The following is a 24,119-nucleotide window of genomic DNA, read 5'->3' on the forward strand; positions in this document are numbered from 1 at the left end:
GATGACGGCCCCCACTGCCGCGCCCGCGGAGGCGCAGGACACGCACGCCCACATCGACCCCGCGGCCCAGCTCGTGGCTGCGGACAAGACCGTCCCGGTGCAGACCCGCTCGGAGCGCCCGCACTCGTACGACCCGGCCGACTTCGGCGCTCCCACGGGGCGCGAGGTCAACTGGAAGCACACGCCGGTGGCCCAGCTCGCCGGGCTGCTGGCGGACGAGCCCGGCGACGATGACGCCGTGGCGATCGACCTGGACGGGGTCGAGGCCTTCCTCGTCCCCGACGAGGCCGACGCCTACGGCGAGTTCTTCCGTCCGGAGGATCTGCCCAGCGCCCTGGCCTGGAAGCACGCCCGCCGCGGCCTGCACCTGCGTATCCCGCAGAACGACGAGATCGACGCGCCGATCGTGCTCCACATCGACGGCACGGACGCGGGCAAGCGCGCGTTCGGCCAGATCCTCATCGAGGCGATGCCGAACTCCCGCGCAACGGTCGTGCTCGATCACCACGGCGCCGCGCAGTACGCGCAGAACGTGGAGATCATCGCCCGCGACGGCTCCCGGCTCACCGTGGTCAGCGTGCAGCGCTGGGCCGATGACGCCATCCACGCCGCCTCGCACCAGGCCCGGGTCGACCGCGACGCCACGCTCACGCACTTCGTCGTCAGCTTCGGCGGCGGCGTCGTCCGGGTCAACCCGAACGTCGAGCTCGCGGGGGCCGGATCCGAGACGCGTCTGTACGGCCTGTCCTACGCGGATGCCGGACAGCACCTGGAGAGCCAGGTCTACCTGCACCACAAGGGCGCTCACACGGTCGGCGACGTCCTGTACAAGGGCGCGCTGCAGGGCGAAGGCGCGCACAGCGTGTGGATCGGCGACGTGCTGATCGGCCCCGACGCGACGGGCACCGACTCGTACGAGGCCAACCGCAACCTGGTGCTCACCGAGGGTGCACGCGCCGACTCGATCCCGAACCTCGAGATCGAGACCGGGGACATCCTCGGTGCGGGCCACGCGAGCGCGACCGGACGCTTCGACGACGAGCAGCTGTTCTACCTGCAGGCGCGGGGGATCACCGAGGAGGAGGCTCGTCGCCTCGTCGTCCTCGGCTTCCTCAGCGACATCGTGCAGCGTCTCGGCGTGCCCTCCCTGGAGGAGGAGCTGCTCGCCGCGATCGAGCTGGAGCTGCAGGCGGTGAACGCGTGACCCCCCAGCGGGCCTGCGCCGTGAGCGACCTGCAGGAGGACACTCCGCTGCGCGTCGAGCTGGACGGCGTCCCGATCGCGGTCGTGCTCGATTCCGAGGGCGAGATCCACGCGATCGGCGACACCTGCACGCACGGCGACATCTCGCTGTCCGAGGGGTTCGTCGAGGGCACCACGCTGGAGTGCTGGGCGCACGGCTCGGCGTTCTCGCTGTGCTCGGGCAAGCCGCTGAACCTTCCGGCCTACGAGCCGGTCCCGGTGTACGTCACGGAGATCGTCGGAGACGACCTCATGATCGACCCCACCGTCACGAAGGACGTCAGTGGCCTCTGAGCCCGGCGCCCGTACACGAAGCTTCACGAATACGAAGGAACCATCCATGACTGTCCTGGAGATCACCGATCTGCACGTCACCGTCGAGACCGAGGCGGGCACCACGCCGATCCTCAACGGCATCACCCTCACCATGCGCACGGGGGAGACCCACGCGATCATGGGCCCGAACGGGTCCGGCAAGTCGACGCTCGCGTACACGATCGCCGGCCACCCCAAGTACACCGTCACCAGCGGTTCGATCACGCTCGACGGCGAGGACGTCCTCGCGATGAGCGTCGACGAGCGCGCCCGCGCCGGCCTGTTCCTCGCCATGCAGTACCCGGTCGAGATCCCCGGCGTCACGGTCACCAACTTCCTGCGCACGGCGAAGACCGCGCTGGATGGCGAGGCACCCTCCATCCGCCAGTGGACCAAGGACGTCAAGGCGTCGATGGCGAACCTGCGCATGGACCCGAAGTTCGCACAGCGCAACGTCAACGAGGGCTTCTCGGGTGGAGAGAAGAAGCGTCACGAGATCCTCCAGCTCGAGGTGCTCAAGCCGAAGATCGCCGTGCTCGACGAGACCGATTCCGGCCTCGATGTCGACGCTCTGAAGATCGTCTCCGAGGGCGTCAACCGCGCGAAGGAGCACACGAACCTCGGCGTGCTGCTGATCACGCACTACACGCGCATCCTGCGCTACATCCGCCCCGACTACGTGCACGTGGTCGTCGCCGGCAAGATCGTGGAAGAGGGCGGTGCGGAGCTCGCCGACCGTCTCGAGGACGAGGGCTACGACCGCTTCCTCGACCCCGCCGCTCCCATCGAAGCGTAGGCTGAAGGCATGACGGCAACGCTGACCGGAGAGAAGTACGACGAGGTCACCGAGGCGCTCAAGGACGTCGTGGACCCGGAGCTCGGGATCAACGTCGTCGACCTCGGCCTCATCTACGATCTCTCCTGGGACGAGGAGAACGACGCCCTCGTCATCCACATGACGCTCACGAGCGCCGGGTGCCCCCTGACCGATGTGCTCGAGGAGCAGACCGGTCAGGCGCTGGACGATGTCGTCGACCGATTCCGCATCAACTGGGTCTGGATGCCGCCGTGGGGTCCGGAGCGGATCACCGATGACGGCCGCGACCAGATGCGCGCGCTCGGCTTCGCGATCTGACACGCACGATCGAAGGGTCTGACGCCGTATGACGGGGTCGGGCCCTTCGGCGCTCCCGCGTCGATAGGCTCGAAGGGTGACCTTCGCCGCCGCACGCACCGCAGCCCTCCGGGCGCTGCCGCTCGATCAGCTCCGCCGCCGCTCCAGCACCAAATGGCGCACGTATCCTGACGACGTGCTGCCGCTGTTCGTGGCGGAGACGGACTTCCCCCTCGCCGACGCGATCACCCGGCGCCTGCACGAAGCGGTCGAGCAGGGCGACACCGGGTACACCCCTCCAGACCCCGGTCTCCGGGATGCGTTCGTCGCGTATGCGCAGCGTCGCTTCGGCTGGAGTGTGCAGCCCGCCCACATCAGGTCCACGTGCGACGTGATGATGGGCGTCGTCGAGATCCTGCGTGCGGTGCTGACCCCGGGAGACCGGGTGGTCGTGGCGCCGCCGGTGTACCCGCCGTTCTTCGACTGCATCGAGGAGGCCGGCGGCGTCGTCGAGCGCGTCCCGCTCGTCGACGCGGACGGATCCTGGACGCTCGACCTCGACGGCATCGAACGGGCTCTCGCCGACGGCGCGCGCGCCGTGCTGCTGTGCAACCCGCACAACCCCACCGGCACGGTGCACAGCCACGCCGTGCTGGCGCGCCTGGCGGAGATCGCCGCCGCGCACGGTGCGGTTGTGGTGAGCGACGAGATCCACGCGCCCTTGGTGCAGCCGGGGATCGACTACACCCCGTTCCTCGCCGCGTCGCCGCTCGCGGCGGAGGTCGGCTACACGGTCACCAGCGCGAGCAAGGCGTACAATCTCGCCGGCCTGAAGTGCGCGGTGATGGTCACCGCGAGCGAGCAGACCGCCGCCATGGTGCACGGGCTCCCGCCCGAGGTGGAGTGGCGCACAGGACTCTTCGGCGCGATGGCGGCCGTGGCTGCCTGGGACCCTGCGAGCGACGCCTGGCTGGACGGGCTCCTCGTCGCCCTCGACGACAACAGGCGCCTGCTCGGTCGTCTGCTCGCCGAGCACATCCCGGGCGCGCGCTACCGGCTGCCGGACGCGGGCTACCTCGCCTGGGTCGACCTCCGTGACCTCGGCTGGGGGGACGACCCCGCCGGCCGGATCCTGCGCGAGGCGAAGGTCGCGCTCAACCGCGGCCCGACCTTCGGCGCGGAAGGTCGTGGCCACGTCCGCATCAACCTGGGCTGCTCGCCGGAAGTGCTGACCGAAGCGGTGCTCCGGATCGCGGCGCTGGTGCAGCGGTGACGGCACCGGTCGCCGCAGCGACCATCTGGGACCGGCATCGACTCGGCATCACGGTCGGGTCCGTCGTGCTCATCTTCCTCGGTGCGATCGAGGCGCTGGCCGTGACCACGGTCATGCCCCTGGTTGCGGCGGATCTGCACGGCGACGCGCTGTACGCGGTGGCCTTCGCCGGGACCCTCGCGACCGGGGTCATCGGCATGGTGGCGAGCGGGGCGTGGAGTGACAGAGCCGGACCGCGGGCGCCGTTGTACACCGCGGTCGCGCTGTTCATCGTGGGTCTGGTGATCGCGGGCGCCGCCACGGACATGTACACGCTGGTCCTGGGCCGGCTCATCCAGGGGCTCGGCGGCGGTGGCCAGACGGTCGCGTTGTATGTCGTGGTGGCCCGCGTCTACCCGCCGTCGCTGCACGGGCGCATCTTCGCCGCCTTCGCGGCCGCCTGGGTCGTCCCTTCGATGATCGGCCCGTTCCTCGCCGGCGCCGTCGCGCAGTTCCTGCACTGGCGCTGGACCTTCCTCGGCGTCGCCGTGCTGAACGTGATCGCCTTCCTGCTGGTCATCGTCCGGCTCCGCGCGGTCGACCTGCGCACGCATCGGGATCTCAGCGGCGAGGATCCTGCGCCGCCGTCCGCCGGGCGGATCGGGGTGCGGATCCTGCTCGCCGTCGTCGTCGCGGTCGCCGCTGTCGCCGTGGGGTTCGCCTCCGACGCCGCCCCGGAGATCGGCTGGCCGGTCGCACTCGCGGCCATCGTCGCGATCGCTCTCGCGATCCGGCCGCTGCTGCCGGCCGGCACGCTGCGCGCGGCACCGGGGCTTCCCAGCGTCGTGCTGATGCGCGGGCTCGTCGCCGGCGCCTTCTTCGCGGCCGAGGCCTACGTTCCGAGGATGCTCATGGAGCGGTTCGAGTTCAGCCCCACGATCGCGGGACTCGCCCTGACCATGTCTGCTCTCGCCTGGTCGGGTGCGTCCGCGGTGCAGGGCCGGTACGGCGAGAGACTGGGCAGCCGGCGGATGGTCGTCATCGGCCTGGCGCTGCTGTCGGTCTCGCTCCTCGGGCTCATCGGCCTGGCCGTGTCGAGATCGATGCCGTGGGCCGTCGTGGCACTCTGGGGGATCGCGGGCGGCGGCATCGGGCTGCTCTACCCCCGTCTGAACGTGCTCACCCTGGCCTACTCGTCGCCGGTCGATGAGGGGTTCAACTCGTCGGCGCTCTCGATCTCGGATTCGACGGGCTCCGCGGTGACGATCGCCCTCGCCGGACTGCTGTTCGTGAGCCTGCCGATCGCCGGCTCCGGATTCCCCGTGGTCTTCGCCGTCTCGGCTGCGGCGATCCTGATCGCGGTGCTCCCCGGACTGCGCATCGGGGACGGGCCCGGGGCAGCCCGTGCAGATGCCGTCAGCGCGGTGCCGGCGTCCGATCCGCTCCGCGGCTGAGCAGGGCGATGCCCGCTTCGAACACCGCCGCGTCGCGGCCGTGCCCGTCCAGGGTGTCCGTGGAGCTCGCAGCGCCGTAGCTCTCGCCGTGCATGCGCTGCTGCACGAGTGTGGTGTGGCCCAGGACGAACTGCAGCACGGCCGTCGCCGCGAGGTCTGCATCGGGAACGGTCGGCGACAGCACGGCGCGGAGCGCGTCCTCCGCGCGAGAGTTCCCCGGGCGCAGCGCCGCGGAGCTCATCACGATCTCGGCGCCGTCGCGGTACGACAGCAGCGCATCCCGCACCGCGTGCGCCGCGCCGAGAAGGTCGTCGCCGGGTGCCGGATCGGGGATGCCTGCGAGGATCCGGTCCGACACCGCCGCGAGCAGGTCCTGCTTGCTGTCGAAGTGCCAGTAGAGGGCGCTGGGCTGCACGTCGAGCTCCGTGGCCAGACGGCGCATCGTGAGATCGGGCAAGCCGTAGCGGTCGAGCAGGTCGAGCGCGACGCCGATGATGTGATCGCGGTCGTGGCGTCCGGTGCGCGGGGGAGTCATGCGGATGAGTATACTGAACGGCGTTCAGGTGAACACTGTTCAGGTAGCGCGCCGGCCGGCCCGGATCCGTCGCGCATGCACATCCGAAGGGGAACCCATGACCTCGACCTCCCGGCCCTGGGGCGCGGACGCCGCCCGCATCGCCGTCTTCGCCGCACTGATCATCGCGTTGGGGCTGGTGATCGTGCCGCTGCCCGGGGGCGTGCCGATCACGGCGCAGACTCTCGGCGTGATGCTCGCAGGACTCATCCTCGGTCCGCGTCTGGCCCCGCTGTCGGTGCTCGCCGTGCTCGCTCTCGCCGCGGTCGGCCTCCCGGTGCTGGCGGGCGGACGAGGCGGCCTCGCGGTCTTCGCCGGGCCGAGCGCCGGCTACCTCCTCGGCTGGCTCGCGGGTGTCGTCGTGATCGGACTGATCATGGGCGCGCGACGTGTCACGTGGTGGCGAGCCGGTCTCGCCGCGGTGCTTGGCGGCATCGGCGTCGTGTATCTGTTCGGGATCCCCGTGCAGGCGTTCGCCACAGGGGTGCCACTCGGGGTGACGGCGCTGTCGAGTCTCGCGTTCCTCCCGGGCGATCTCCTCAAGGCGGTCGTCGCCACCGTGCTGTGCGTCGCGCTGCAGCGCGCGTACCCGCGGGCATTCCTGCGGACGACCGCGCGTGTCGCCTGACGTCGAGCTGAGCGCGGTCTCGCTGCACCTCGACGGGCGGAGGATCCTCGAGGACGTCTCGCTGCGGCTGACCGCGCGACGGACCGCGGTGATCGGCGCGAACGGATCCGGCAAATCCAGTCTGGTCCGGCTGCTGAACGGGCTTCATGTGGCGACCACCGGGTCGGTGCGCGTGGCCGGGCTCGATCCGGTGCGGAACACCCGGGACGTGCGACGCAGAGTGGGATTCGTGTTCGCGGATCCGGACGCGCAGATCCTGATGCCGACGCCCGCCGAGGACCTGGCGCTGTCGTTGCGCGATGTCCCCGCACCGGAGCGCACCGCGCGCGTGGAGGAGGCGCTGGAATGGTGCGGCCTGGGGGCGCTGCGCGACGCGCCGGCGACGGAGCTGTCCGGCGGTCAGAAGCAGCTGCTGGCGCTGGCGTCCGTGCTGATCGGCCGTCCGGATCTCGTGGTCGCCGACGAGCCCACCACGCGCTTGGACCTCCGCAACAGCCGTCGCATCGGCGATGCCCTGCTGGGGCTGGAGATGCCCCTCGTCCTGGTCACCCACGACCTCGACCTGGCCCGACGCTGCGATGAGGTCGTGCTGATCGAGCAGGGGCGGGTGCTCGCACAGGGCGCGCCCGACGATGTGATCTCGGCGTACCTGCAGGTCTGCGCCTGAGGCATCGCGATGATCTCGCTCTACCGTCCCGGATCCGGCTTCCTGCACCGGACACCCGCCGGAGTGAAGCTCGCGCTGCTGGCACTGAGCGCGCTCGTCCTCTCGTTCCTCCCGGCGACGCAGGGGGCCGCTGTCGTCGCATGCGGCGCGGCGGTGGCGGTCAGTGCGCTGTTCCTGCTCGCGCGACTCGGCCTGCGCGCCCTGGGACAGGCATGGTGGCGCCTGCGCTGGCTCGTGCTCATCCTCGGCGCGGCACTCGTGGTCTTCGTCGGGGTGCCGGCGGCGATCGTGAACACGGGAAGACTCGTGGCGCTCCTGCTGCTCGCGGAGCTGCTCACCCGTACTACCTCGACAAGCGCCCTGATGGCGGTCATCGCGCGGCTCCTCAGACCACTGCGGCCGCTCGGCGTCGATGCGGAATCGGTCGCGCTGGTGCTCTCGCTCACCCTCACCATGGTTCCGGTCGTCGGCGGTTTCGTGCGCGCCGTCCGCGAGGCCCAGGACGCCCGAGGCGTGCGACTGGGACCGAGGGTGGCGGTTCCGCTGCTCGTGCGCACCCTTCGGCACGCCGACGCGGTGGGGGAGGCGCTCGCGGCGCGCGGACTCGGATGAGCGTCCCTCCCGCCGCGGACACGCAGATCCGGTCCCGTCGCGCGTCCTATACTGGGAGGCTGGCCATCCGGCCGCTCACCCCCCTCTGAAGAACGGACGTCCGCTGTGCTCGCCGTGCACGACCTCGAGATCCGCGTGGGAGCGCGTCTCCTCATGGAGAACGTCTCCTTCCGCGTCGCCGATGGCGACAAGATCGGTCTCGTCGGCCGCAACGGCGCCGGCAAGACGACACTGACGAAGGTGCTGGCGGGGGACCTGATCTCCGCCGACGGCAAGGTCGAGCGCAGTGGCGAGCTGGGCTATCTGCCGCAGGACCCGCGTTCCGGAGACCCGGAGATGCTCGCGCGCACCCGGATCCTCGACGCGCGCGGCCTCGGCTCCCTGCAGCTGGGCATGCGCGAGGCGTCCGAGCAGATGGGCTCCGCCGACCCGGCCGTCGCCGAGAAGGCGATGAAGCGCTTCGGCAACCTCACCGAGCGGTTCGAGGCGCTGGGCGGGTACGCGGCCGAGGCCGAAGCCGCGTCGATCGCGAACAATCTCTCGCTGCCGGACCGGATCCTCGACCAGCCGCTGAAGACGCTCTCCGGTGGTCAGCGCCGGCGCATCGAGCTCGCCCGGATCCTGTTCTCGGACGCCGAGACGATGATCCTGGACGAGCCCACCAACCACCTCGACGCGGACAGTGTGGTCTGGCTGCGCGAGTTCCTCAAGGGCTACAAGGGCGGGCTGATCGTGATCAGCCACGACGTCGAGCTGGTCGGCGAGACCGTGAACCGGGTGTTCTACCTGGACGCGAACCGCCAGATGATCGACATCTACAACATGAACTGGAAGAACTACCTGCGCCAGCGGGTGGCAGACGAGGAGCGGCGCAAGAAGGAGCGCGCCAACGCCGAGAAGAAGGCGACGACCCTGCAGCAGCAGGCCGCGCGCTTCGGCGCGAAGGCGAGCAAGGCGGCCGCCGCGCATCAGATGGTCGCCCGCGCCGAGAAGCTGCTCGCCGGTCTCGAGGAGGTGCGTCAGGTTGACCGCGTCGCCAAGCTGCGGTTCCCCAAGCCCGCCCCGTGCGGGAAGACCCCCCTCATGGCCTCAGGACTGTCGAAGTCGTACGGCTCGCTCGAGATCTTCACCGACGTCGACCTGGCGATCGACCGCGGCTCCAAGGTGGTCGTGCTGGGCCTCAACGGCGCCGGGAAGACGACGCTGCTGCGGATCCTCGCCGGCGTCGACGAGCCCGACACCGGCCAGCTCGAACCGGGGCACGGCCTGAAGGTCGGCTACTACGCGCAGGAGCACGAGAACCTCGATGTGTCGCGCTCGGTGCTGGAGAACATGATGTCGGCCGCGCCCGACATCAACGAGACCGAGGCGCGCAAGGTGCTCGGATCCTTCCTATTCACCGGTGATGACGTGCTCAAGCCCGCCGGCGTCCTCTCCGGAGGGGAGAAGACCCGCCTCTCCCTCGCGACGCTGGTCGTCTCCTCGGCCAACATGCTGCTCCTCGACGAGCCCACGAACAACCTCGACCCGGCGTCCCGCGAGGAGATCCTGGGTGCGCTCGCGCACTACGAGGGCGCCGTGGTGCTCGTCTCGCACGACCCGGGCGCCGTCGCCTCGCTGAACCCGGAGCGCGTCCTGATCCTGCCCGACGGCGTCGAGGACATCTGGTCGAAGGACTACCAGGACCTCATCGAGCTCGCCTGAATCTCGCTCGCTGCCGACCCCCGGGGCGACCCGGGTGTCGCGGTGAGAGGCTCAGCGCGGCTCCACGGCGTCCAGCAGCGCGTCCTCGTCGTCCATGTCGCGGTCGCGGCGGCGTCGGGGGCCCCGTGGGGGCCGTCCGGCCGCCTCGTCGCGGTGCTTGTGGACCTCGGTGCGGATCACGTAGCCGATGAAGATGAAGCCCATGATCGCGAACAGGATCCACTGGATGGCGTAGGACAGGAACGGGCCCGGGTCGTCGGACGGCGCCTCGAAGGCGTGCGGGCGCGTGGCGGGCGCGGGGGATTCGCTGACGAGTTCCCCGTAGGCCCCGGTGTCGACTGCGCTGCCGCCACCGATCTTGTCCGCCACGAGGGCGAGGTTGATGCTGGGCACCTGCCCTTCGGGCGCACCTCGGCCGGACGGCGGGAGAGGCTCGGCCGGACGCAGCCGGGCGATGACCGTGGTCTCTCCCGAGGGCGGCGCGGGTATCGACGTCGGCACGTCGGATCCGTCTCCGGCGATGGCCCACCCGCGGTTCACGATGAAGACGCGCCCGTCATCCGTGCGGAACGGCACGAGCACCTCGAAGGCGCTGGTGCCGCCGTGCGGGCGGTTGCGCACCAGGAGCTGCCCCGACGGCTCGTACTGCCCGTGCAGTTGCACGGGGTGCCACTGCGACTTCTCCGGGAGGGTCTCCCCGGGGGCAAGCAGCTGATCGAGGGGGACGGGCTTGGCGTCGTAGTTCTGCTGCACCAGTTCGAGCTGGGTCTGTCGGCCGTCGTTGCGCGAGAACTGCCAGTTCGACAGAAAGGCGCACACGACCGCGAAGACGATCGCGACGGCGAGGTAGGCGCTCCAGCGGAGCAGGCGCTGTCGCATCATTCGGGTTCGCCCTCACCCACGGCCGTGTCGATGCGCGCCGGGAAGTCGCGGGCGCGCAGGTAGTCGTACAGGAATCTCAGGTGCTCGCCGCACGCGAGCCAGACCTTCTCGCGCTCGGGTCCGTGTATTCGCGGGTTGCGCCACACGATGCGATGGGTCGCCGCCGCCCGGCAGCCGGCGCGCGAGCATTTCAGGGCAGGATCCGGGGCGTTCACGAGCGCGGCTCGGCCGGATGCGCGACGGTCTCGGCGATCGTGATCACCGGGGGTTCCTGCGACGCGGAGGGCGCCGCTTCGGCGGGAGCCTCGATCTCGATCCGCGGGGACTCGACCCCGGTGGGCACGGAGTCGTCACCGGCGTTGGCGAAGACGACCGCGATATACGGCAGCACCGCGGCGGCGATCCCGAAAGCCCAGGTCCACCACCCCATCGGCTGCACCACGAACATCAGCACGAAGCAGATCATGCGGATCGACATCGTGATGACGTAGTGGCGCACGCGGTCTCTCGCCTCGTCGCGCGGTGCGCGCGGCAGGGAGGTCACGGCGGCGTCAGGAGTCCTTCTCACGATGACTCCAGCCTACGCCGCCGCGACCGGGCCGGACGCCGCGGGGCGTCGGATCAGTAGCTGCTGCCCTGCGAGATGCCGTAGGCGATGAGCAGCAGGAAGCCGACCCCGATGAGCAGGTTGAGGACCGCGCCGACGTAGCCGAGCACCAGGCCGGTGATGGCCAGCCCCTTGCCGCCGAGCGCGGCGTCGCGCTTGATCTTCCCGAGCGCCATGTGGCCCGTGATGATCGCGGTGACCGACGCGAGGAAGGGGATGACGATGTAGGCGAGCCAGCACAGGAGCACACCCGCGATACCGCAGATGAGAGCCGTGATCGCGAGACCGTTCGACTTCAACGGCGCGGGGTAGGGCTGCCCGTACGGCTGCGCGTACGACGGCGCCGGGTACCCGGGAGACGCCGGAGCGGCACCCGGATAGGACGGCGCGGCCGGCTGCTGCGGGGCGGCACCGGGGTAGGCGGGGGCGGCCGGCTGCTGGGGAGCCGAAGCCGGGTAGGCCGGAGCCGGCGGGACCGGTGACTGCGGGGCGGGCGCGGCGGCAGGGTAGGCCGGCTGCTGCGGGGGCACCGGCGCACCGGGATAGGCGGGGGGCTGCTGGCCTTGGGGCGGGATCCCGCCGTTGTCGTTGCTCATGCTGTTCCTCGCGGTCGATCACACGGATGGTCACCTCACAGATTTCCGTGCCACCGGTGCTCTGTCAATTCCTGCCGCCACTTCTGCTCGATAGGCTTGCGTGCCGTACACCTCGAATCTTGGGAGCCCCGCATGAGCACTGATCGCGTCGTCCTCGTCACCGGCGGAAACCGCGGCATCGGTCGCGCGATCGCCGAGCGCTTCGTGCGTGACGGCTACCGCGTCGCCGTCACCGCCCGCAGCGGGGAAGGGCCCGAGGGCACGCTGACCGTGCGCGCCGACGTCACCGACGCCGCGGCCGTGGACGCGGCGTTCACGGAGGTCGAGCAGAAGCTCGGACCCGTGGAGGTCGTCGTCGCCAACGCCGGCATCACGAAGGACACGCTCCTGCTGAGGATGAGCGAGGACGACTTCGACAGCGTCGTCTCGACGAACCTGGGCGGATCCTTCCGCGTCGTGAAGCGCGCGTCGAAGGGGATGCTCAAGGCGCGGTTCGGCCGGGTCATCCTCATCTCCAGCGTGGTCGGGCTCTACGGTTCCGCGGGTCAGATCAACTACGCCGCGTCGAAGAGCGCGCTGGTCGGCTTCGCCCGCTCCCTCACCCGCGAGCTCGGCGCCCGCGGCATCACCGCGAACGTGGTCGCGCCGGGATTCATCGAGACGGACATGACCTCCGAGCTGCCCGAGGACACGCAGAAGCAGTACAAGGCCAGCATCCCCGCGGGGCGCTTCGCCTCGGCCGACGAGGTGGCCGGGGTGGTCACCTGGCTCGCCTCCGACGACGCCGCATACATCTCCGGTGCGGTGATCCCCGTCGACGGCGGCCTCGGCATGGGGCACTGAACCCACGGTCCGCAGGAAGCCCGGCGGTTCAGCGCGCGGACGCGACCAGCAGCTCCGCGAGCCGATCGGGGACCGAGTACTGCGGCCAGTGGCCGGATCCGATGCGCACGACCTCGGCGTCGCGGATGCTGCGGTACTCGTCGCCGTAGGAGCCCCACTGTTCGAGGTATCCCTCGAGCGCCTCCTGCGTGAGCGTGCCCATGAGCAGCGTCGCCGGGACGTCGTACCGACGCGGGTCGGAGAGCGCGATCGGATCCGTCGGCACACGCGCGGGCACGCTCCGCACCGTGCGCGCGGCGGCGGAGCGAGTGCTCGCGTCGAGATCGGCGACGTCCTCGGCGTCGAAGAAGTCCCAGCCGGGGAACGGGATCACGCCATCGCTCACGGGAAACTCGCTGATGCCGATTCCGTTCGGCGGAGGCACGGTGTCGACGAACACGGCGCGGCGGACACGATCGGGGCGGGCATCGACGGCGCCCCAGATGACGTTGCCGCCTCCGGAGTGGCCGACGAGCACCACCTCGCCGACGGACTCGTCGATCGCGGCGACCACCGCATCGACCCAATCGCTCATGCGGATCTCGGACGAGTCCGCCGCAGGGGCTCCGACCCCGGGCATGGTCAGCGGCCGTGGTGCGTGTCCCGCGGCGCGGAGCGGTGCGAGCACCGGCTCCCACGAATCGGCGTCGAGCCACAGACCGGGAACGAGGATGATGTCCATGCGTCCACGCTAGGCAGGTCCGCCGACAAAGCGCCAGAGTCGATGCCGCCAGGCCGGGGGGCGCGGGCCTGCTCAGGGGAGCAGCGGGATGACCTCGGACAGATCCACGCGCCCGACCACGAGCGAAGCCTTCGCGCGGACGGCGGGTTTGGCGTTGAAGGCGAGCCCGAGCCCGGCGGCTGCCATCATCTGCAGATCGTTCGCGCCGTCGCCGATCGCGATCGTGGCGCGGGGCGCGACGCCGAGCTCTGCGGCCCATTCCCGCAGCGAGGCCGCCTTGGCCGCGGCGTCCACGATGGCGCCGTCGACCCGCCCGGTCAGGGCGTCGCCTCGGACTTCGAGACGGTTCGCGCGCCACCGGTCCACACCGAGGGCGGGTGCGACGGCGTCGAGGATCTCGTGGAAGCCCCCGGAGACCACGCCGACCACACCGCCGCGCGCGTGCACCGCCGCGGTGAGCTCCTGCACGCCGGGGGTGGGTTCGATACGGCTGCGCACACGCTCGAACGCCGCCGTGGGGACGCCCGCCAGTGCTTCGACGCGCGTGCGCAGGCTCGTCGCGAAGTCGACCTCGCCGCGCATGGCGGCCTCGGTCGCGGCCTGCACTTCCGCGCGGCGCCCCGCCTCCTCGGCGAGGAGCTCGATCACCTCGTTGCGGATCAGCGTGGAATCTGCATCGAGGACGACGAGGAAGCGCGCGGTGGTCACCCGACGAGCGTAGCGGCCGCGTCGGCAGGCCCGAGCCGCTGTGACGCTGCGGCAGGGGAGCGGTCACCGCTCGATGCGCTGGCCCTTCCCCACCACCGTGAGCCCGGTCTCCGTGATCGTGAAGCCGCGCTCGAGATCGCGTTCGCGATCGACGCCGACCGTCGCGCCGTCGAGCAGCACCACGTTCTTGTCGAGGATCGCCCGGTGCACTCGCGCGCCCTGACCCACTCGCACGCCATCGAAGAGCACCGAGTCGGTGATGGTCGATCCGCCGGCGGCGAGAGTCCAAGGGCCGACCACGCTGCGCTCCAGGTGCGTGCCGGAGAGCACGGATCCCAGCGAGACGATGGAATCGATCGCATTGCCGATCCGCCCCACAGAGTCCCGCACGAACTTGGCCGGCGGCGAGTTCACCGCCTGGGAGTGGATGGGCCACTCCATGTTGTAGAGGTTGAAGATCGGCAGGGTCGAGATGAGATCCATGTGCGCGTCGAAGAAGGACTCGATCGTGCCCACGTCCCGCCAGTAGGAGCGGTCGCGCGGGGAGGATCCCGGTACCTCGTTCTGCTTCATGTCGTAGAACCCCGCCTCGCCGCGGTTCACGAAGTACGGGATGATGTCGCCGCCCATGTCATGGTCGGACCCGGCGAGCTCGCCGTCGGCCTCGACGGCCTCGATGAGAGCGTCGGCGTCGAAGACGTAGTTGCCCATCGACGCGAGCACCTCGTGCGGCGAGTCCGGCAGCCCCGTCGGATCGGAGGGCTTCTCCAGGAACTCGTTGATGCGGCCGGAGTCGCCTTCCGCGACGTCGATGACGCCGAACTGCGAGGCGAGCGCGAGCGGCTGACGGATGCCGGCGACCGTGGCCCGTGCGCCGGAGGCGATGTGCGCCTCGATCATCTGGGTGAAGTCCATCCGGTAGACGTGATCGGCGCCGATCACGACGACGATGTCCGGCTTCTCGTCCAGGATCAGATTCAGGCTCTGCAGGATCGCGTCGGCGGATCCGGAGAACCAGCGCTTGCCGAGACGCTGCTGAGCGGGCACCGAGGTCACGTAGGAGTCGAGCAGAGCGGACATCCGCCACGTCTGCGAGATGTGCCGATCGAGGCTGTGCGACTTGTACTGGGTGAGCACCACGATCTGCCGCAGGCCCGAATTGATCAGGTTGGAGATCGCGAAATCGATCAGTCGGTACTGCCCGCCGAACGGGACCGCGGGCTTGGCCCGATCCGCCGTCAGAGGCATGAGTCGCTTGCCCTCGCCGCCGGCGAGGATGATCCCGAAAACCTTCTTTGGTGCCGACATGCGTCCACCATAGAGCCCCGTCGCCGCGATGTACTACCTTCAGGACATGCGCGTCGACATCATCACCAAGGAGTACCCGCCTGAGATCTACGGAGGGGCCGGGGTGCACGCCGCGGAACTGGTGAAAGCGTTGCGCGGAAGCGTGGATGTGCGGGTCAGGGCGTTCGGCGCGGACCGGGATGAACAGGGGGTTACGGCTTATCGGACACCCGTCGAACTCGCCGGTGCGAACGCCGCGCTGCAGACGCTCGGCACGGATCTCGACATGGTGCCGGACATCGCAGGAGCCGACGTCGTGCACAGTCACACCTGGTACGCGAACTTCGCCGGGCACATCGCCGCGCAGCTGCACGGCATCCCGCACGTCCTCACCGCGCACAGCCTGGAACCGCTGCGTCCTTGGAAGGCCGAGCAGCTCGGTGGGGGCTACGCCGTCTCGAGCGGCATCGAGCGGCTCGCCTACGAGAACGCGGCCGCGATCATCGCCGTGAGCGGGGGCATGCGCAACGACATCCTGCGGGCCTATCCGCAGGTCGACCCCGCGAAGGTGCACGTGATCTACAACGGGATCGACGTCGATGCGTGGCGTCCCGTCGAGGATCCGGGCGTGCTCGCGAAGCACGGCATCGATCCGTCGCGCCCTTCGGTCGTCTTCGTCGGTCGCATCACGAGGCAGAAGGGCCTGCCCTACTTCCTGCGCGCCGCCGAGAAGCTGCCGTCCGAGGTGCAGCTCGTGCTCTGCGCAGGGGCGCCGGACACTCCGGAGATCATGGACGAGGTGCGCGGTCTGGTGGCCGAACTCACCGCGACGCGCACCGGAGTGGTCTGGATCGAGGAGTTCCTGCCGCGCCACGAGCTGTCCGCCATCCTCACGGCTGCGACGACGTTCGTCTGCCCGTCGGTGTACGAGCCGCTGGGCATCGTGAACCTGGAGGCGATGGCCTGCGGTGCCGCGGTCGTGGGCACCGCGACGGGCGGGATCCCCGAGGTCGTCGTCGACGGCGTGACGGGCCGGCTAGTGCCGATCGATCAGGTGCAGGACGGCACGGGGACGCCGGTGGATCCGGAGCGGTTCGTGGCGGATCTCGCGGCGGTGCTGACCGAGGTGGTGTCGGACCGGGAGCAGGCGCGCGCCTATGGCGAGGCCGGTCGGCGTCGCGCCGCGGAGGAGTTCAGCTGGGCTGCGATCGCCGACACGACGAGGGCGCTCTACGAGCAGCTCACGGCCTGACCGATAGGCTGGGCGCATGTCTGCCGTCCTCGAATTCTCGGACGTCGTGGTGCGCCGCGACGGCCGCAACATCGTCGATCATCTCTCCTGGACCGTCGAGGACGACCAGCGCTGGGTGGTGCTGGGACCCAACGGCGCAGGCAAGACGACGCTCCTGCAGCTCGCTGACACGCTGATGCACCCGACGCAGGGGAAGGTGGACATCCTGGGGGAGACGCTCGGCCGCACCGACGTGTTCGAGATCCGCCCCCGGATCGGCTTCGCCTCCTCGGCGATGGCGCGCCGGATCCCGGCGGACGAGACCGTGTTGAACACCGTCATGACCGCCGCATACTCGGTCATGGGTCGTTGGAACGAGTCGTACGAGTCGATCGACGAGCGCCGTGCGATGCGGGTGCTCGAGCAGTGGCACCTGGAGCACCTCGCCGAGCGCCATTTCGGCACGCTCAGCGATGGCGAGCAGAAGCGTGTGCAGATCGCCCGCGCCGTGATGACCGACCCCGAACTGCTGCTGCTGGACGAGCCCAGCGCGAGCCTCGATCTCGGCGCGCGCGAAGAGCTGCTGGGCCTGCTCGGTGGATTCGCCCAGTCGCCGACGACGCCGGCCATGGTCATGGTGACGCATCACGTCGAGGAGATCCCCGTCGGCTTCACGCATGTGCTGCTGCTGCGCGACGGTGCGATCGTCGCGGCGGGTCCGATCGAGCAGACGCTCACTGCGGAGACTCTGAGCGAGGCGTTCGGCATGCCGATCTCTCTGGACCGGGCCGACGGGCGCTACGCGGCCCGCGCCGCCTGATCTGTTAGAATCGATCCTTGGTGCTCTCGGCACCGCAGACTTCCCTCGCCCCTGGCACAATCCAGGGCACCACGTAAGGAACCCCATGAAGACTGACATCCACCCCACGTACCAGGCCGTCGTGTTCCGCGACCTCGGCTCGGGCGACACCTTCCTGACCCGTTCGACGGTCACGAGCGACAAGACGATCGAGCTGGACGGCGTGGAGTACCCCGTCATCGACGTCGAGATCTCCTCGGCCTCGCACCCGTTCTACACGGGCAAGCAGCGCATCATGGACTCGGCCGGCCGCGTCGAGAAGTTCAACCAGCGCTTCAAGAACTTCGGCGGTTCCTCCAAGTAATCGCCGCTGCGAAGACCCCCGTCCTCGGTCGAGGCGGGGGTCTTCTGCTGTCTACGCCGAGCCCGGGCCGTCGATGGCGGGCGCCGTCGACCGGATCGTCTCGAGGGCGAACCGGATGCCGTCGATCTTGCCCTCGGCATGGCGGATCACGCGGCGGAAACGGTTCTTGCGCTTCGGCTCCTGGGCGAACGTCACCTGCAGGAAGTCGATGACGGTCTGCATCCTCTCGATCTCCTGTTCCAGGATCTCGATGCGTGCGGTGTCGGTCGTCATGGCGGTCGCGCCTCCCTCGGTCGGGTAACCGCCCAGTTTACCGCGCGAGGATCTGCCGGTGCGGAACGTGCCGGTCAGAGGTCGATCCGGATCCTGTCGCCGTCGATGCCCCAGGGAGTGTCGCCGGGCGCCGGCGCGGGGGCGGTCCGCCTCGTCTGCCGGTCGCGTTCGGCCTCGGCCTCCATCGATGAAGGTGCGAACACGCTGTCGAAGGCGCCGCCGATCCCTCCTCCGCCTCCCACGTAGCGCTTCTCGAGCGGCCTGCGACGAACGAGCACCCAGGCGGCATAGCCGAGGACGTAGAGCCCTAGCGCGACCGGGAGGGCTGCCGTGCTCCAGCCCAGCACCGCGTTCAGGGTCGCATTCACCCCTGCAGGCTACGCCGCAGGATCCGGATCTGTCAGAAGGACCTGGTGGGCGCGCTCTGACGGGCGGCGTCGCCGTCGCGCACCGGCCAGCGGCCGTCGACGCGTTCGGTGGGCTCGATCCGGCCGATCCGCACGAAATAATCGGTCAGGCTCGCGGCCTGTGCGCGGGCCCAGCCGATCTGGCGGGTGTGCAGCTCACCCGCGCTCGCCGGCAGGGGGAAACGCTGGGCCAGCGCCTGGGCGACCCGGCCTGCGGCGACAGCGTCGGCCGAGGCATCGTGCGCACCGGTCAGGTCGACGCCGTAGTGCGCGGCCACGATCTCCAGCGTCCGTTTGCCGGGGCGATACCGGTCGTAGGTCTTGTCGATGATCAGAGGATCGATCACCGGGGCGGGGTTCTCCAGAGGGGCGATCCGGTGCCGGCGCGCCTCGTGCGCGAGCAGCGAGAAGTCGAAGGCGGCGTTGTACGCCACCACCGGCACACCCTGATCGAGCAGCGAACGCAGCGCGGTCACGACGCCGGCGATGACCTGTGCGGCGGGTGCGCCGTCGCGGAAGGCGCGTTCGGAGGTGATGCCGTGGATCGCTGTGGCGCCGGCGGGGATGGGGATTCCAGGGTCGGCCAGCCAGGTGCGGGCGGCGATCTCGGCGCCGTGGTGGTCGAGCACACCGACGTGCGCGGTGACGATGCGGTCCCGGGTGACGTCGATTCCCGTGGTCTCCAGGTCGAACACCCCGACGCGGGTCAACCAGGGCGGAAGCGGCGTCGAAGCGGTCATGACGCCACCGTAGGGTGCGGCCCGGACATCGCCGTCCCGGCACGCGGCAGTGCGCTCAGGCAGTGCCGATCCCGCCCGTAGACTCGAACCATGCCCGCGCCCTCGCCCTATGCCGCACGCCTGGATCGCATCTCCGTGCGTCGGCAGGAGGCCGAGGTTCTCGGCGGACGCACGGCGTACTGGAGCTACGGCCCTGACGATGCCGAGCTCACCGTTCTCGCGGTGCACGGTTTCCGCGGCGAGCACCACGGATTGGAGCCGGTGGTCGCGCACCTGCCCGGCATTCGCGTGATCATGCCCGATCTCCCGGGATTCGGCGAGACCGCACCCCTGCCGGGCCGCGTGCACGACATCGACGCCTACGCGCAGTGGCTCATCGACTTCGCCGCGGTGGCGGCCCCGGGCGCGGTCGTCCTCGGGCACTCGTTCGGCTCGATCGTGGCATCGGCTGCCGTCTCGCGCGGGCTGGAGACGCCGCGGCTGATCCTGGTCAATCCGATCGGCGCGCCGGCGTTGGAGGGCCCGAAGGCGGTGCTCACACGTCTCGCGATCCTCTACTACGCCCTCGGGGCGCGGCTTCCGGAGGGCATCGGCACCGAGCTCCTGCGCAACAGGATCATCGTGCGGGGCATGAGCATCGCGATGGCGAAGACCAGCGATCCGGAACTGCGCCGGTTCGTGCACGATCAGCACGACACCTACTTCTCACGGTTCGCGGACCGCGAGGTCCTGAGTCAGGCGTTCCGCACGAGCGTCTCCCATGACGTCCGAGAGTTCGCGCCGCGGATCACCGTGCCGACGCTGCTCGTCGCGGCGCAGCGCGACGACATCACGCCGATCGAGGCCGAGCGCCACCTGGCCACCCTCTTCCCCGACGCCGAGCTGGTCGAGATCGCCCATGTCGGGCACCTGATCCACTACGAGACCCCTGCCGAGGCGGCGGGCGCGATCAGGCGGTTCCTCCGGCCTCTCGCCGTGCCAGCCCCATGAGGCCGCCGACGCGGAACGGGATGACCTCGCCCATCGCGAGCGATGTCTCGGTCCGCTCGACGCCGTCGATGGAGAGGATCCGTGCGTCGGTGTCGAAGAGATGGCGGGCGTCGCGGCACGCGACCAGGGCGAGCAGATCGATCGAGCCGCTCAGCCCGTGCGCCTGCACGACCTCCGGCACGCGCGCCAGCTCGGCGATGATCCGCGGTAGCTCGGTCTGACGGACCCCGATGCTCACGAACGCCTGCAGCGGATAGCCGAGCACGGCGGGGGAGAAGGCCCGCTCGTACGGGAGGAACACCCCGGTCCCCTCGAGGCGGGCCATCCGGGCCTGGATCGTGTTGCGCGAGAGCCGCAGTTTCTCGGCCATCGCGACCACCGTGGTGCGGGGGTCGGCCGAGAGCATCTCGAGGATGTCGAGATCGGTGCGATCGAGAGTTGCCATGTTGCCAAAGGCTAGCACCCTGCCGTAGGCGCCCATTTGTCAACATGCTCAAGGCGATTGAGAATGCTTGAGCGACGTGTCAAGCGGACGTACTCTCAAGGCGTAGCGAAGACGCACCGGATCCTCCTCACGAGGGCGGATCCACTGAGGAGGACGAAGATGTCAACCCACCTTGATCCGATCACGGTCACCGGTATCGGGCTCGACGAGCCCGCCGGCCTCATCGACGCCCACGGCCGGCGCCGCAACGACACGCGCTTGTCCCCGTACGCGGCCGACGTCAGCTCCGCGCAGCTGCTGTCACTGCTGCGCGACATGATCGTGCTGCGTCGCCTGGACACCGAGGGCGTGGCGCTGCAGCGGCAGGGGCAGCTGGGCCTGTGGGCACCGTGCCAGGGGCAGGAGGCCGCGCAGATCGGCTCCGCGCGCGCCCTGAAGAACGACGACGTGGTGTTCCCCAGCTACCGTGAGACCGGTGTGATGCTGGCGCGTGGCGCGCAGCCCGGCGACTACGTGCGGATGTGGCGCGGGGAGGAGGGGGCGTCCTACGACCCCGCCGTGATGCACATGGCACCGCTGCAGATCATCATCGGCGCGCAGACCCTGCACGCGGTCGGCTACGCGCTCGGCATCCTCCACGACGGCTCCGACCAGGTCGCGGTCACCTACTTCGGCGACGGGGCCACCAGCCAGGGCGACGTCAACGAGGCCATGGTCTTCGCGTCCTCCTACCGCGCCCCGGTCGTCTTCATCTGCCAGAACAACCACTGGGCGATCTCCGAGCCGGTCGCCGTGCAGTCGCAGCACCCGATCGCCGGGCGGGCCCCGGGCTTCGGCATTCCCAGCATGCGCGTGGACGGCAACGACGTGCTCGCCGTGTTCGCCGCGACCCGCTGGGCACTGGAGCAGGCCCGCGGCGGCTCACCGGCGTTCCTCGAGCTCGTCACCTATCGGATGGGCCCGCACACCACCGCCGACGACCCGACCCGCTACCGGGATCCTGCCGAGCTCGACTACTGGCGCGGCAAGGACCCGCTGGCTCGGGTCGAGGCCCTGCTGCGCGCCGAGGGCGCGCTCACCGACGAGATCGCCGCCGGTATCGCGGCGGAGGCGGACGAAGCCGCCATGCAGATGCGGGCGGCATGCCTCGGCCTCGAGACTCGCGGCCCGCTCGCCGTGTTCGACGGGGTGTACGCCGAGCCGCACACCGGCATCGCCGAGGAGCGCGCCGACTACGAGCGCTACCTCGCAACCCTCGCGGAGGCGTGACATGACGCAGATGACGATGGGCAAGGCGCTCGGCGCCGCCCTCTCGCAGGCACTGGCCGACGACCCGAAGGTCGTGCTGCTCGGCGAGGACATCGGCAAGCTCGGCGGCGTCTTCCGCATCACGGACGGGCTGCTGGACGAGTTCGGCGCGGAGCGGGTGATCGACACGCCGCTGGCCGAGTCCGGCATCGTCGGCACGGCGGTGGGCCTCGCGATGCGCGGCTACCGGCCCGTGGTCGAGATCCAGTTCGACGGATTCGTCTACCCCGCGTTCGACCAGATCGTGTCCCAGGTGGCCAAGCTGCACTACCGCACCCAGGGCACGGTTCCCATGCCGATCACCATCCGGATCCCCTGGGGCGGCGGGATCGGCGCCGCCGAGCACCACTCCGAGTCGCCCGAGGCCTACTTCGTGCACACGGCGGGCCTGCGCGTGGTCGCCGTGTCGAACCCGCAGGACGCGTACACGTGCCTGCGCCAGGCCATCGCGAGCGAGGACCCCGTGATCTTCTTCGAGCCGAAGCGCCTGTATCACGCCAAGGGCGAGGTGGATCTGGAGACCCCGCTCGCGGACGCGCCGCCCATGGGGCTCGCCCGGGTGGTGCGCGAGGGCACCGACGTCACGGTCGTGACCTACGGGGCCATGGTACGCACCGCGCTCGATGCCGCGGAGGCCGCGGAGGCGGAGGGGCGTTCGCTCGAGGTCATCGACCTGCGCTCGCTGTCGCCGGTCGACTACGGCACGGTGTGCGCCTCGGTGCGCCGTACGGGCCGCGTCGTGGTCGTGCACGAGGCCGCGCGCGAGGCGGGTGTCGCCGCCGAGGTCATCGCCAGCATCACGGAGAAGTGCTTCACCTGGCTCGAGGCGGCGCCGCTTCGCGTCACCGGCCACGACATCCCCTACCCGCCGGCCAAGCTGGAGAAGTTCCATCTGCCGGACCTCGACAGGATCCTCGACGCGGTCGACCGCGTCTGCGACGACGAGCAGCTGCTGGAGGGAGTGGACCGATGAAGCAGGAGTTCCTTCTCCCCGACCTCGGCGAGGGTCTCACCGAGGCCGAGATCGTGCAGTGGCTCGTCGCCGAGGGCGACACCGTCACCCTGAACCAGACTCTCGCGGAGGTCGAGACCGCCAAGGCGATCGTCGAGCTGCCTTCGCCGCACGCCGGTGTGATCACCTCGCTGCACGCCGCGGCCGGCGACGTCGTGCTGGTGGGAGCACCGCTGGTCGGCTTCGAGATCGAGGGTCAGGCCGTGACGACGCCCGGGACTCCGGCGACCGCCGAGGTCGAGGAGGGCTCGGGGCCGAACCTCGTAGGCTACGGCGCCGCGCCCTCGACCGGTCGGCCGCAGCGCCGAGCACGCCGGGCCGTCTCCGCGGCGACCGCGGTCGCCTCCGACGTCGACGTGCGGGTCGCCGCACCGCACGACGACATCGCCGTGATGCCGGCCCCGCCCGTGCGCGGCGAGCGTCCGCGATCCACCCCGCCGGTACGCGCCTACGCGAAGGGCCTGGGCGTGGACCTCGTGCTCGTCTCCGCCGAACTCGGCGACCGGGTGATCACCCGTGCCGACGTGGACGCCTACCGTGAGCGCATCGGTCAGCGCGGCGCTGGCGGCCCTCTCGAAACGGTCGAGGTCTCGACTCCGTCCGCAGCGCCCGCCCAGGCCGTGCGGGGGGAGCGCGCCACCACCCGCATCCCCATCAGAGGCGTGCGCAAGCACACGGCCGAGGCGATGGTGCAGAGCGCGTTCACGGCTCCGCACGTGACCACGTTCCACACCGTCGACGTCACCGCGACGACCGACCTCATCGCCTCGCTGCGGGCGAGCGCCAAACCGGACGCGCCGCGGATCGGGGTGCTCACCGTGGTCGCGAAGGCCGTGTGCCTGGCGCTCTCGGCCTTCCCGGGGCTGAACTCGCGATGGGACGGCGAGGCGGGCGAGATCGTGCAGCAGCACTTCGTGGATCTGGGCATCGCCGCGGCCACGGAGCGCGGGCTGATCGTGCCGATCATCCGCGATGCCGAGCGCATGCCCCTGGGGGAGCTCGCGGCGGCGGTCGCCGAGCTCACCCGTACGGCGCGCAGCGGCAAGACTCCGCCGGCCGACCTCGTCGGGGGCACGTTCTCGCTCACCAACATCGGCGTGTTCGGGATCGATGCCGGCACCCCGATCCTGCCGCCAGGGCAGACCGGCATCCTCGCGCTCGGCGCGGTGCGGCGCCTGCCGTGGGAGCACAAGGGCGAGGTCGCGCTGCGCGATGTGATGACGCTCAGCCTGTCGTTCGATCACCGGATCGTGGACGGGGCCGAGGGCGCGCAGTTCCTCAAGGCCGTCGCCGATGTGCTGCAGGAGCCCGGCCGGGCGATGCTGCTCGGTTGAACGTCGCTGG

General features: G+C 70.3%; 30 protein-coding genes. 18 read left to right on the forward strand and 12 right to left on the reverse strand.

Going from position 1 to position 24,119, the window contains the following annotated elements; translation table 11 throughout:
- Position 1 precedes the first annotated feature (1 nt).
- The 6 genes from sufD (at position 2) to LXM50_RS01885 (ending at position 5,377) form a co-directional block, all read left to right on the forward strand.
- A complete protein-coding gene (gene sufD, locus LXM50_RS01860; RefSeq protein ID WP_233309402.1) occupies positions 2-1,204 on the forward strand; it encodes a Fe-S cluster assembly protein SufD in 1,203 nt (400 codons plus the stop codon).
- Entirely contained in the window at positions 1,201-1,536 is a 336-nt protein-coding gene (locus tag LXM50_RS01865) for a non-heme iron oxygenase ferredoxin subunit (protein WP_233309403.1), read from the forward strand. The genes sufD and LXM50_RS01865 overlap by 4 nt, the downstream gene beginning before the upstream one ends.
- Before the next feature lie 46 nt (positions 1,537-1,582).
- Positions 1,583-2,353 carry a Fe-S cluster assembly ATPase SufC gene (gene sufC, locus LXM50_RS01870; RefSeq protein WP_233309404.1) on the forward strand — a complete coding sequence of 257 codons (771 nt, stop codon included), beginning with the start codon at positions 1,583-1,585 and terminating at the stop codon, positions 2,351-2,353.
- A gap of 9 nt (positions 2,354-2,362) precedes the next feature.
- The gene (locus tag LXM50_RS01875; protein WP_045252088.1) at positions 2,363-2,692 is read left to right on the forward strand and encodes a metal-sulfur cluster assembly factor; all 330 of its coding nucleotides are present in this window, start codon (positions 2,363-2,365) and stop codon (positions 2,690-2,692) included.
- Positions 2,693-2,768: 76 nt separating this feature from the next.
- Complete coding sequence (locus tag LXM50_RS01880; protein WP_233309405.1) at positions 2,769-3,944, forward strand: MalY/PatB family protein; 1,176 nt, start codon at positions 2,769-2,771, stop codon at positions 3,942-3,944.
- On the forward strand, positions 3,941-5,377 hold the full coding sequence (locus LXM50_RS01885) for an MFS transporter (protein ID WP_233309406.1): 1,437 nt from the start codon (positions 3,941-3,943) through the stop codon (positions 5,375-5,377). The genes LXM50_RS01880 and LXM50_RS01885 overlap by 4 nt, the downstream gene beginning before the upstream one ends.
- On the opposite strand, the gene LXM50_RS01890 is transcribed toward LXM50_RS01885, so the two are convergent.
- Complete coding sequence (locus LXM50_RS01890) at positions 5,340-5,912, reverse strand: TetR family transcriptional regulator (protein ID WP_233309407.1); 573 nt, start codon at positions 5,910-5,912, stop codon at positions 5,340-5,342. The two genes, LXM50_RS01885 and LXM50_RS01890, sit on opposite strands and share 38 nt — an antisense overlap.
- Positions 5,913-6,009: 97 nt before the next feature.
- On the opposite strand from LXM50_RS01890, the gene LXM50_RS01895 reads away from it, so the two are divergent.
- From LXM50_RS01895 to LXM50_RS01910, 4 genes are all read left to right on the forward strand, one after another.
- Positions 6,010-6,579 (forward strand): biotin transporter BioY, encoded by a 570-nt coding sequence (locus LXM50_RS01895; RefSeq protein WP_233309408.1) that lies wholly within the window; start codon positions 6,010-6,012, stop codon positions 6,577-6,579.
- Entirely contained in the window at positions 6,569-7,246 is a 678-nt protein-coding gene (locus LXM50_RS01900; protein WP_233309409.1) for an energy-coupling factor ABC transporter ATP-binding protein, read from the forward strand. Before LXM50_RS01895 ends, LXM50_RS01900 begins: the two co-directional genes overlap by 11 nt.
- Positions 7,247-7,255: 9 nt before the next feature.
- Positions 7,256-7,858: an energy-coupling factor transporter transmembrane component T gene (locus LXM50_RS01905; protein ID WP_233309410.1), complete on the forward strand. Its 603-nt coding sequence runs from the start codon at positions 7,256-7,258 to the stop codon at positions 7,856-7,858.
- Between the two features lie 105 nt (positions 7,859-7,963).
- Positions 7,964-9,562 (forward strand): ABC-F family ATP-binding cassette domain-containing protein, encoded by a 1,599-nt coding sequence (locus tag LXM50_RS01910; RefSeq protein WP_308192499.1) that lies wholly within the window; start codon positions 7,964-7,966, stop codon positions 9,560-9,562.
- 51 nt (positions 9,563-9,613) lie between these two features.
- On the opposite strand, the gene LXM50_RS01915 is transcribed toward LXM50_RS01910, so the two are convergent.
- From LXM50_RS01915 to LXM50_RS01930, 4 genes are read right to left on the reverse strand one after another with little or no spacing between them, the layout of a single operon-like run.
- Entirely contained in the window at positions 9,614-10,444 is an 831-nt protein-coding gene (locus LXM50_RS01915; protein WP_233309411.1) for an SURF1 family protein, read from the reverse strand.
- Positions 10,441-10,659, reverse strand: coding sequence for a hypothetical protein (locus tag LXM50_RS01920; RefSeq protein WP_233309412.1), 219 nt, complete (start codon positions 10,657-10,659; stop codon positions 10,441-10,443). Before LXM50_RS01920 ends, LXM50_RS01915 begins: the two co-directional genes overlap by 4 nt.
- Complete coding sequence (locus LXM50_RS01925; RefSeq protein WP_233309413.1) at positions 10,656-11,012, reverse strand: DUF3099 domain-containing protein; 357 nt, start codon at positions 11,010-11,012, stop codon at positions 10,656-10,658. Before LXM50_RS01925 ends, LXM50_RS01920 begins: the two co-directional genes overlap by 4 nt.
- A gap of 53 nt (positions 11,013-11,065) precedes the next feature.
- A complete protein-coding gene (locus LXM50_RS01930) occupies positions 11,066-11,647 on the reverse strand; it encodes a DUF4190 domain-containing protein (RefSeq protein ID WP_233309414.1) in 582 nt (193 codons plus the stop codon).
- 132 nt (positions 11,648-11,779) lie between these two features.
- Here LXM50_RS01930 and fabG point away from each other — a divergent pair, with 132 nt between their 5' ends.
- The gene (gene fabG / locus LXM50_RS01935; protein WP_233309415.1) at positions 11,780-12,490 is read left to right on the forward strand and encodes a 3-oxoacyl-ACP reductase FabG; all 711 of its coding nucleotides are present in this window, start codon (positions 11,780-11,782) and stop codon (positions 12,488-12,490) included.
- Between the two features lie 28 nt (positions 12,491-12,518).
- Here the strand turns inward: fabG and LXM50_RS01940 are convergent, their stop codons facing one another.
- From LXM50_RS01940 to LXM50_RS01950, 3 genes are all read right to left on the reverse strand, one after another.
- Entirely contained in the window at positions 12,519-13,211 is a 693-nt protein-coding gene (locus LXM50_RS01940) for an alpha/beta fold hydrolase (protein ID WP_233309416.1), read from the reverse strand.
- A 72-nt stretch (positions 13,212-13,283) separates the two neighbouring features.
- Positions 13,284-13,919: a phosphoserine phosphatase SerB gene (gene serB / locus LXM50_RS01945; protein WP_233309417.1), complete on the reverse strand. Its 636-nt coding sequence runs from the start codon at positions 13,917-13,919 to the stop codon at positions 13,284-13,286.
- A gap of 63 nt (positions 13,920-13,982) precedes the next feature.
- The gene (locus LXM50_RS01950; RefSeq protein WP_233309418.1) at positions 13,983-15,227 is read right to left on the reverse strand and encodes a glucose-1-phosphate adenylyltransferase; all 1,245 of its coding nucleotides are present in this window, start codon (positions 15,225-15,227) and stop codon (positions 13,983-13,985) included.
- A gap of 46 nt (positions 15,228-15,273) precedes the next feature.
- Between LXM50_RS01950 and glgA the strand changes: the two genes are divergently transcribed.
- The 3 genes from glgA (at position 15,274) to LXM50_RS01965 (ending at position 17,600) form a co-directional block, all read left to right on the forward strand.
- Positions 15,274-16,458 carry a glycogen synthase gene (gene glgA, locus LXM50_RS01955; protein WP_233309419.1) on the forward strand — a complete coding sequence of 395 codons (1,185 nt, stop codon included), beginning with the start codon at positions 15,274-15,276 and terminating at the stop codon, positions 16,456-16,458.
- 16 nt (positions 16,459-16,474) lie between these two features.
- A complete protein-coding gene (locus LXM50_RS01960) occupies positions 16,475-17,257 on the forward strand; it encodes an ABC transporter ATP-binding protein (RefSeq protein WP_233309420.1) in 783 nt (260 codons plus the stop codon).
- An 85-nt stretch (positions 17,258-17,342) separates the two neighbouring features.
- Positions 17,343-17,600 (forward strand): type B 50S ribosomal protein L31, encoded by a 258-nt coding sequence (locus tag LXM50_RS01965; protein ID WP_233309421.1) that lies wholly within the window; start codon positions 17,343-17,345, stop codon positions 17,598-17,600.
- Positions 17,601-17,651: 51 nt separating this feature from the next.
- Here LXM50_RS01965 and LXM50_RS01970 read toward each other — a convergent pair whose 3' ends face one another.
- The 3 genes from LXM50_RS01970 to LXM50_RS01980 all read right to left on the reverse strand — a co-directional run bounded on the left by LXM50_RS01970 (position 17,652) and on the right by LXM50_RS01980 (position 19,020).
- Positions 17,652-17,873 carry a hypothetical protein gene (locus LXM50_RS01970; RefSeq protein WP_233309422.1) on the reverse strand — a complete coding sequence of 74 codons (222 nt, stop codon included), beginning with the start codon at positions 17,871-17,873 and terminating at the stop codon, positions 17,652-17,654.
- 74 nt (positions 17,874-17,947) lie between these two features.
- Entirely contained in the window at positions 17,948-18,241 is a 294-nt protein-coding gene (locus LXM50_RS01975) for a hypothetical protein (RefSeq protein ID WP_233309423.1), read from the reverse strand.
- 32 nt (positions 18,242-18,273) lie between these two features.
- Entirely contained in the window at positions 18,274-19,020 is a 747-nt protein-coding gene (locus tag LXM50_RS01980; protein ID WP_233309424.1) for a 3'-5' exonuclease, read from the reverse strand.
- A gap of 90 nt (positions 19,021-19,110) precedes the next feature.
- Between LXM50_RS01980 and LXM50_RS01985 the strand changes: the two genes are divergently transcribed.
- On the forward strand, positions 19,111-20,010 hold the full coding sequence (locus tag LXM50_RS01985; protein WP_233309425.1) for an alpha/beta fold hydrolase: 900 nt from the start codon (positions 19,111-19,113) through the stop codon (positions 20,008-20,010).
- Here the strand turns inward: LXM50_RS01985 and LXM50_RS01990 are convergent.
- Positions 19,970-20,455 (reverse strand): Lrp/AsnC family transcriptional regulator, encoded by a 486-nt coding sequence (locus tag LXM50_RS01990; RefSeq protein WP_233309426.1) that lies wholly within the window; start codon positions 20,453-20,455, stop codon positions 19,970-19,972. The two genes, LXM50_RS01985 and LXM50_RS01990, sit on opposite strands and share 41 nt — an antisense overlap.
- 159 nt (positions 20,456-20,614) lie before the next feature.
- On the opposite strand from LXM50_RS01990, the gene LXM50_RS01995 reads away from it, so the two are divergent.
- Genes LXM50_RS01995 through LXM50_RS02005 form a run of 3 tightly spaced genes read left to right on the forward strand, consistent with a single transcriptional unit; the run spans position 20,615 to position 24,109 of the window.
- A complete protein-coding gene (locus LXM50_RS01995) occupies positions 20,615-21,724 on the forward strand; it encodes a thiamine pyrophosphate-dependent enzyme (RefSeq protein WP_233309427.1) in 1,110 nt (369 codons plus the stop codon).
- Position 21,725: 1 nt separating this feature from the next.
- Entirely contained in the window at positions 21,726-22,736 is a 1,011-nt protein-coding gene (locus tag LXM50_RS02000; RefSeq protein ID WP_233309428.1) for an alpha-ketoacid dehydrogenase subunit beta, read from the forward strand.
- On the forward strand, positions 22,733-24,109 hold the full coding sequence (locus tag LXM50_RS02005) for a dihydrolipoamide acetyltransferase family protein (RefSeq protein ID WP_233309429.1): 1,377 nt from the start codon (positions 22,733-22,735) through the stop codon (positions 24,107-24,109). Before LXM50_RS02000 ends, LXM50_RS02005 begins: the two co-directional genes overlap by 4 nt.
- Positions 24,110-24,119: the final 10 nt, after the last annotated feature.

Source organism: Microbacterium sp. Au-Mic1, from assembly GCF_021341785.1.
Classification (GTDB): domain Bacteria; phylum Actinomycetota; class Actinomycetes; order Actinomycetales; family Microbacteriaceae; genus Microbacterium.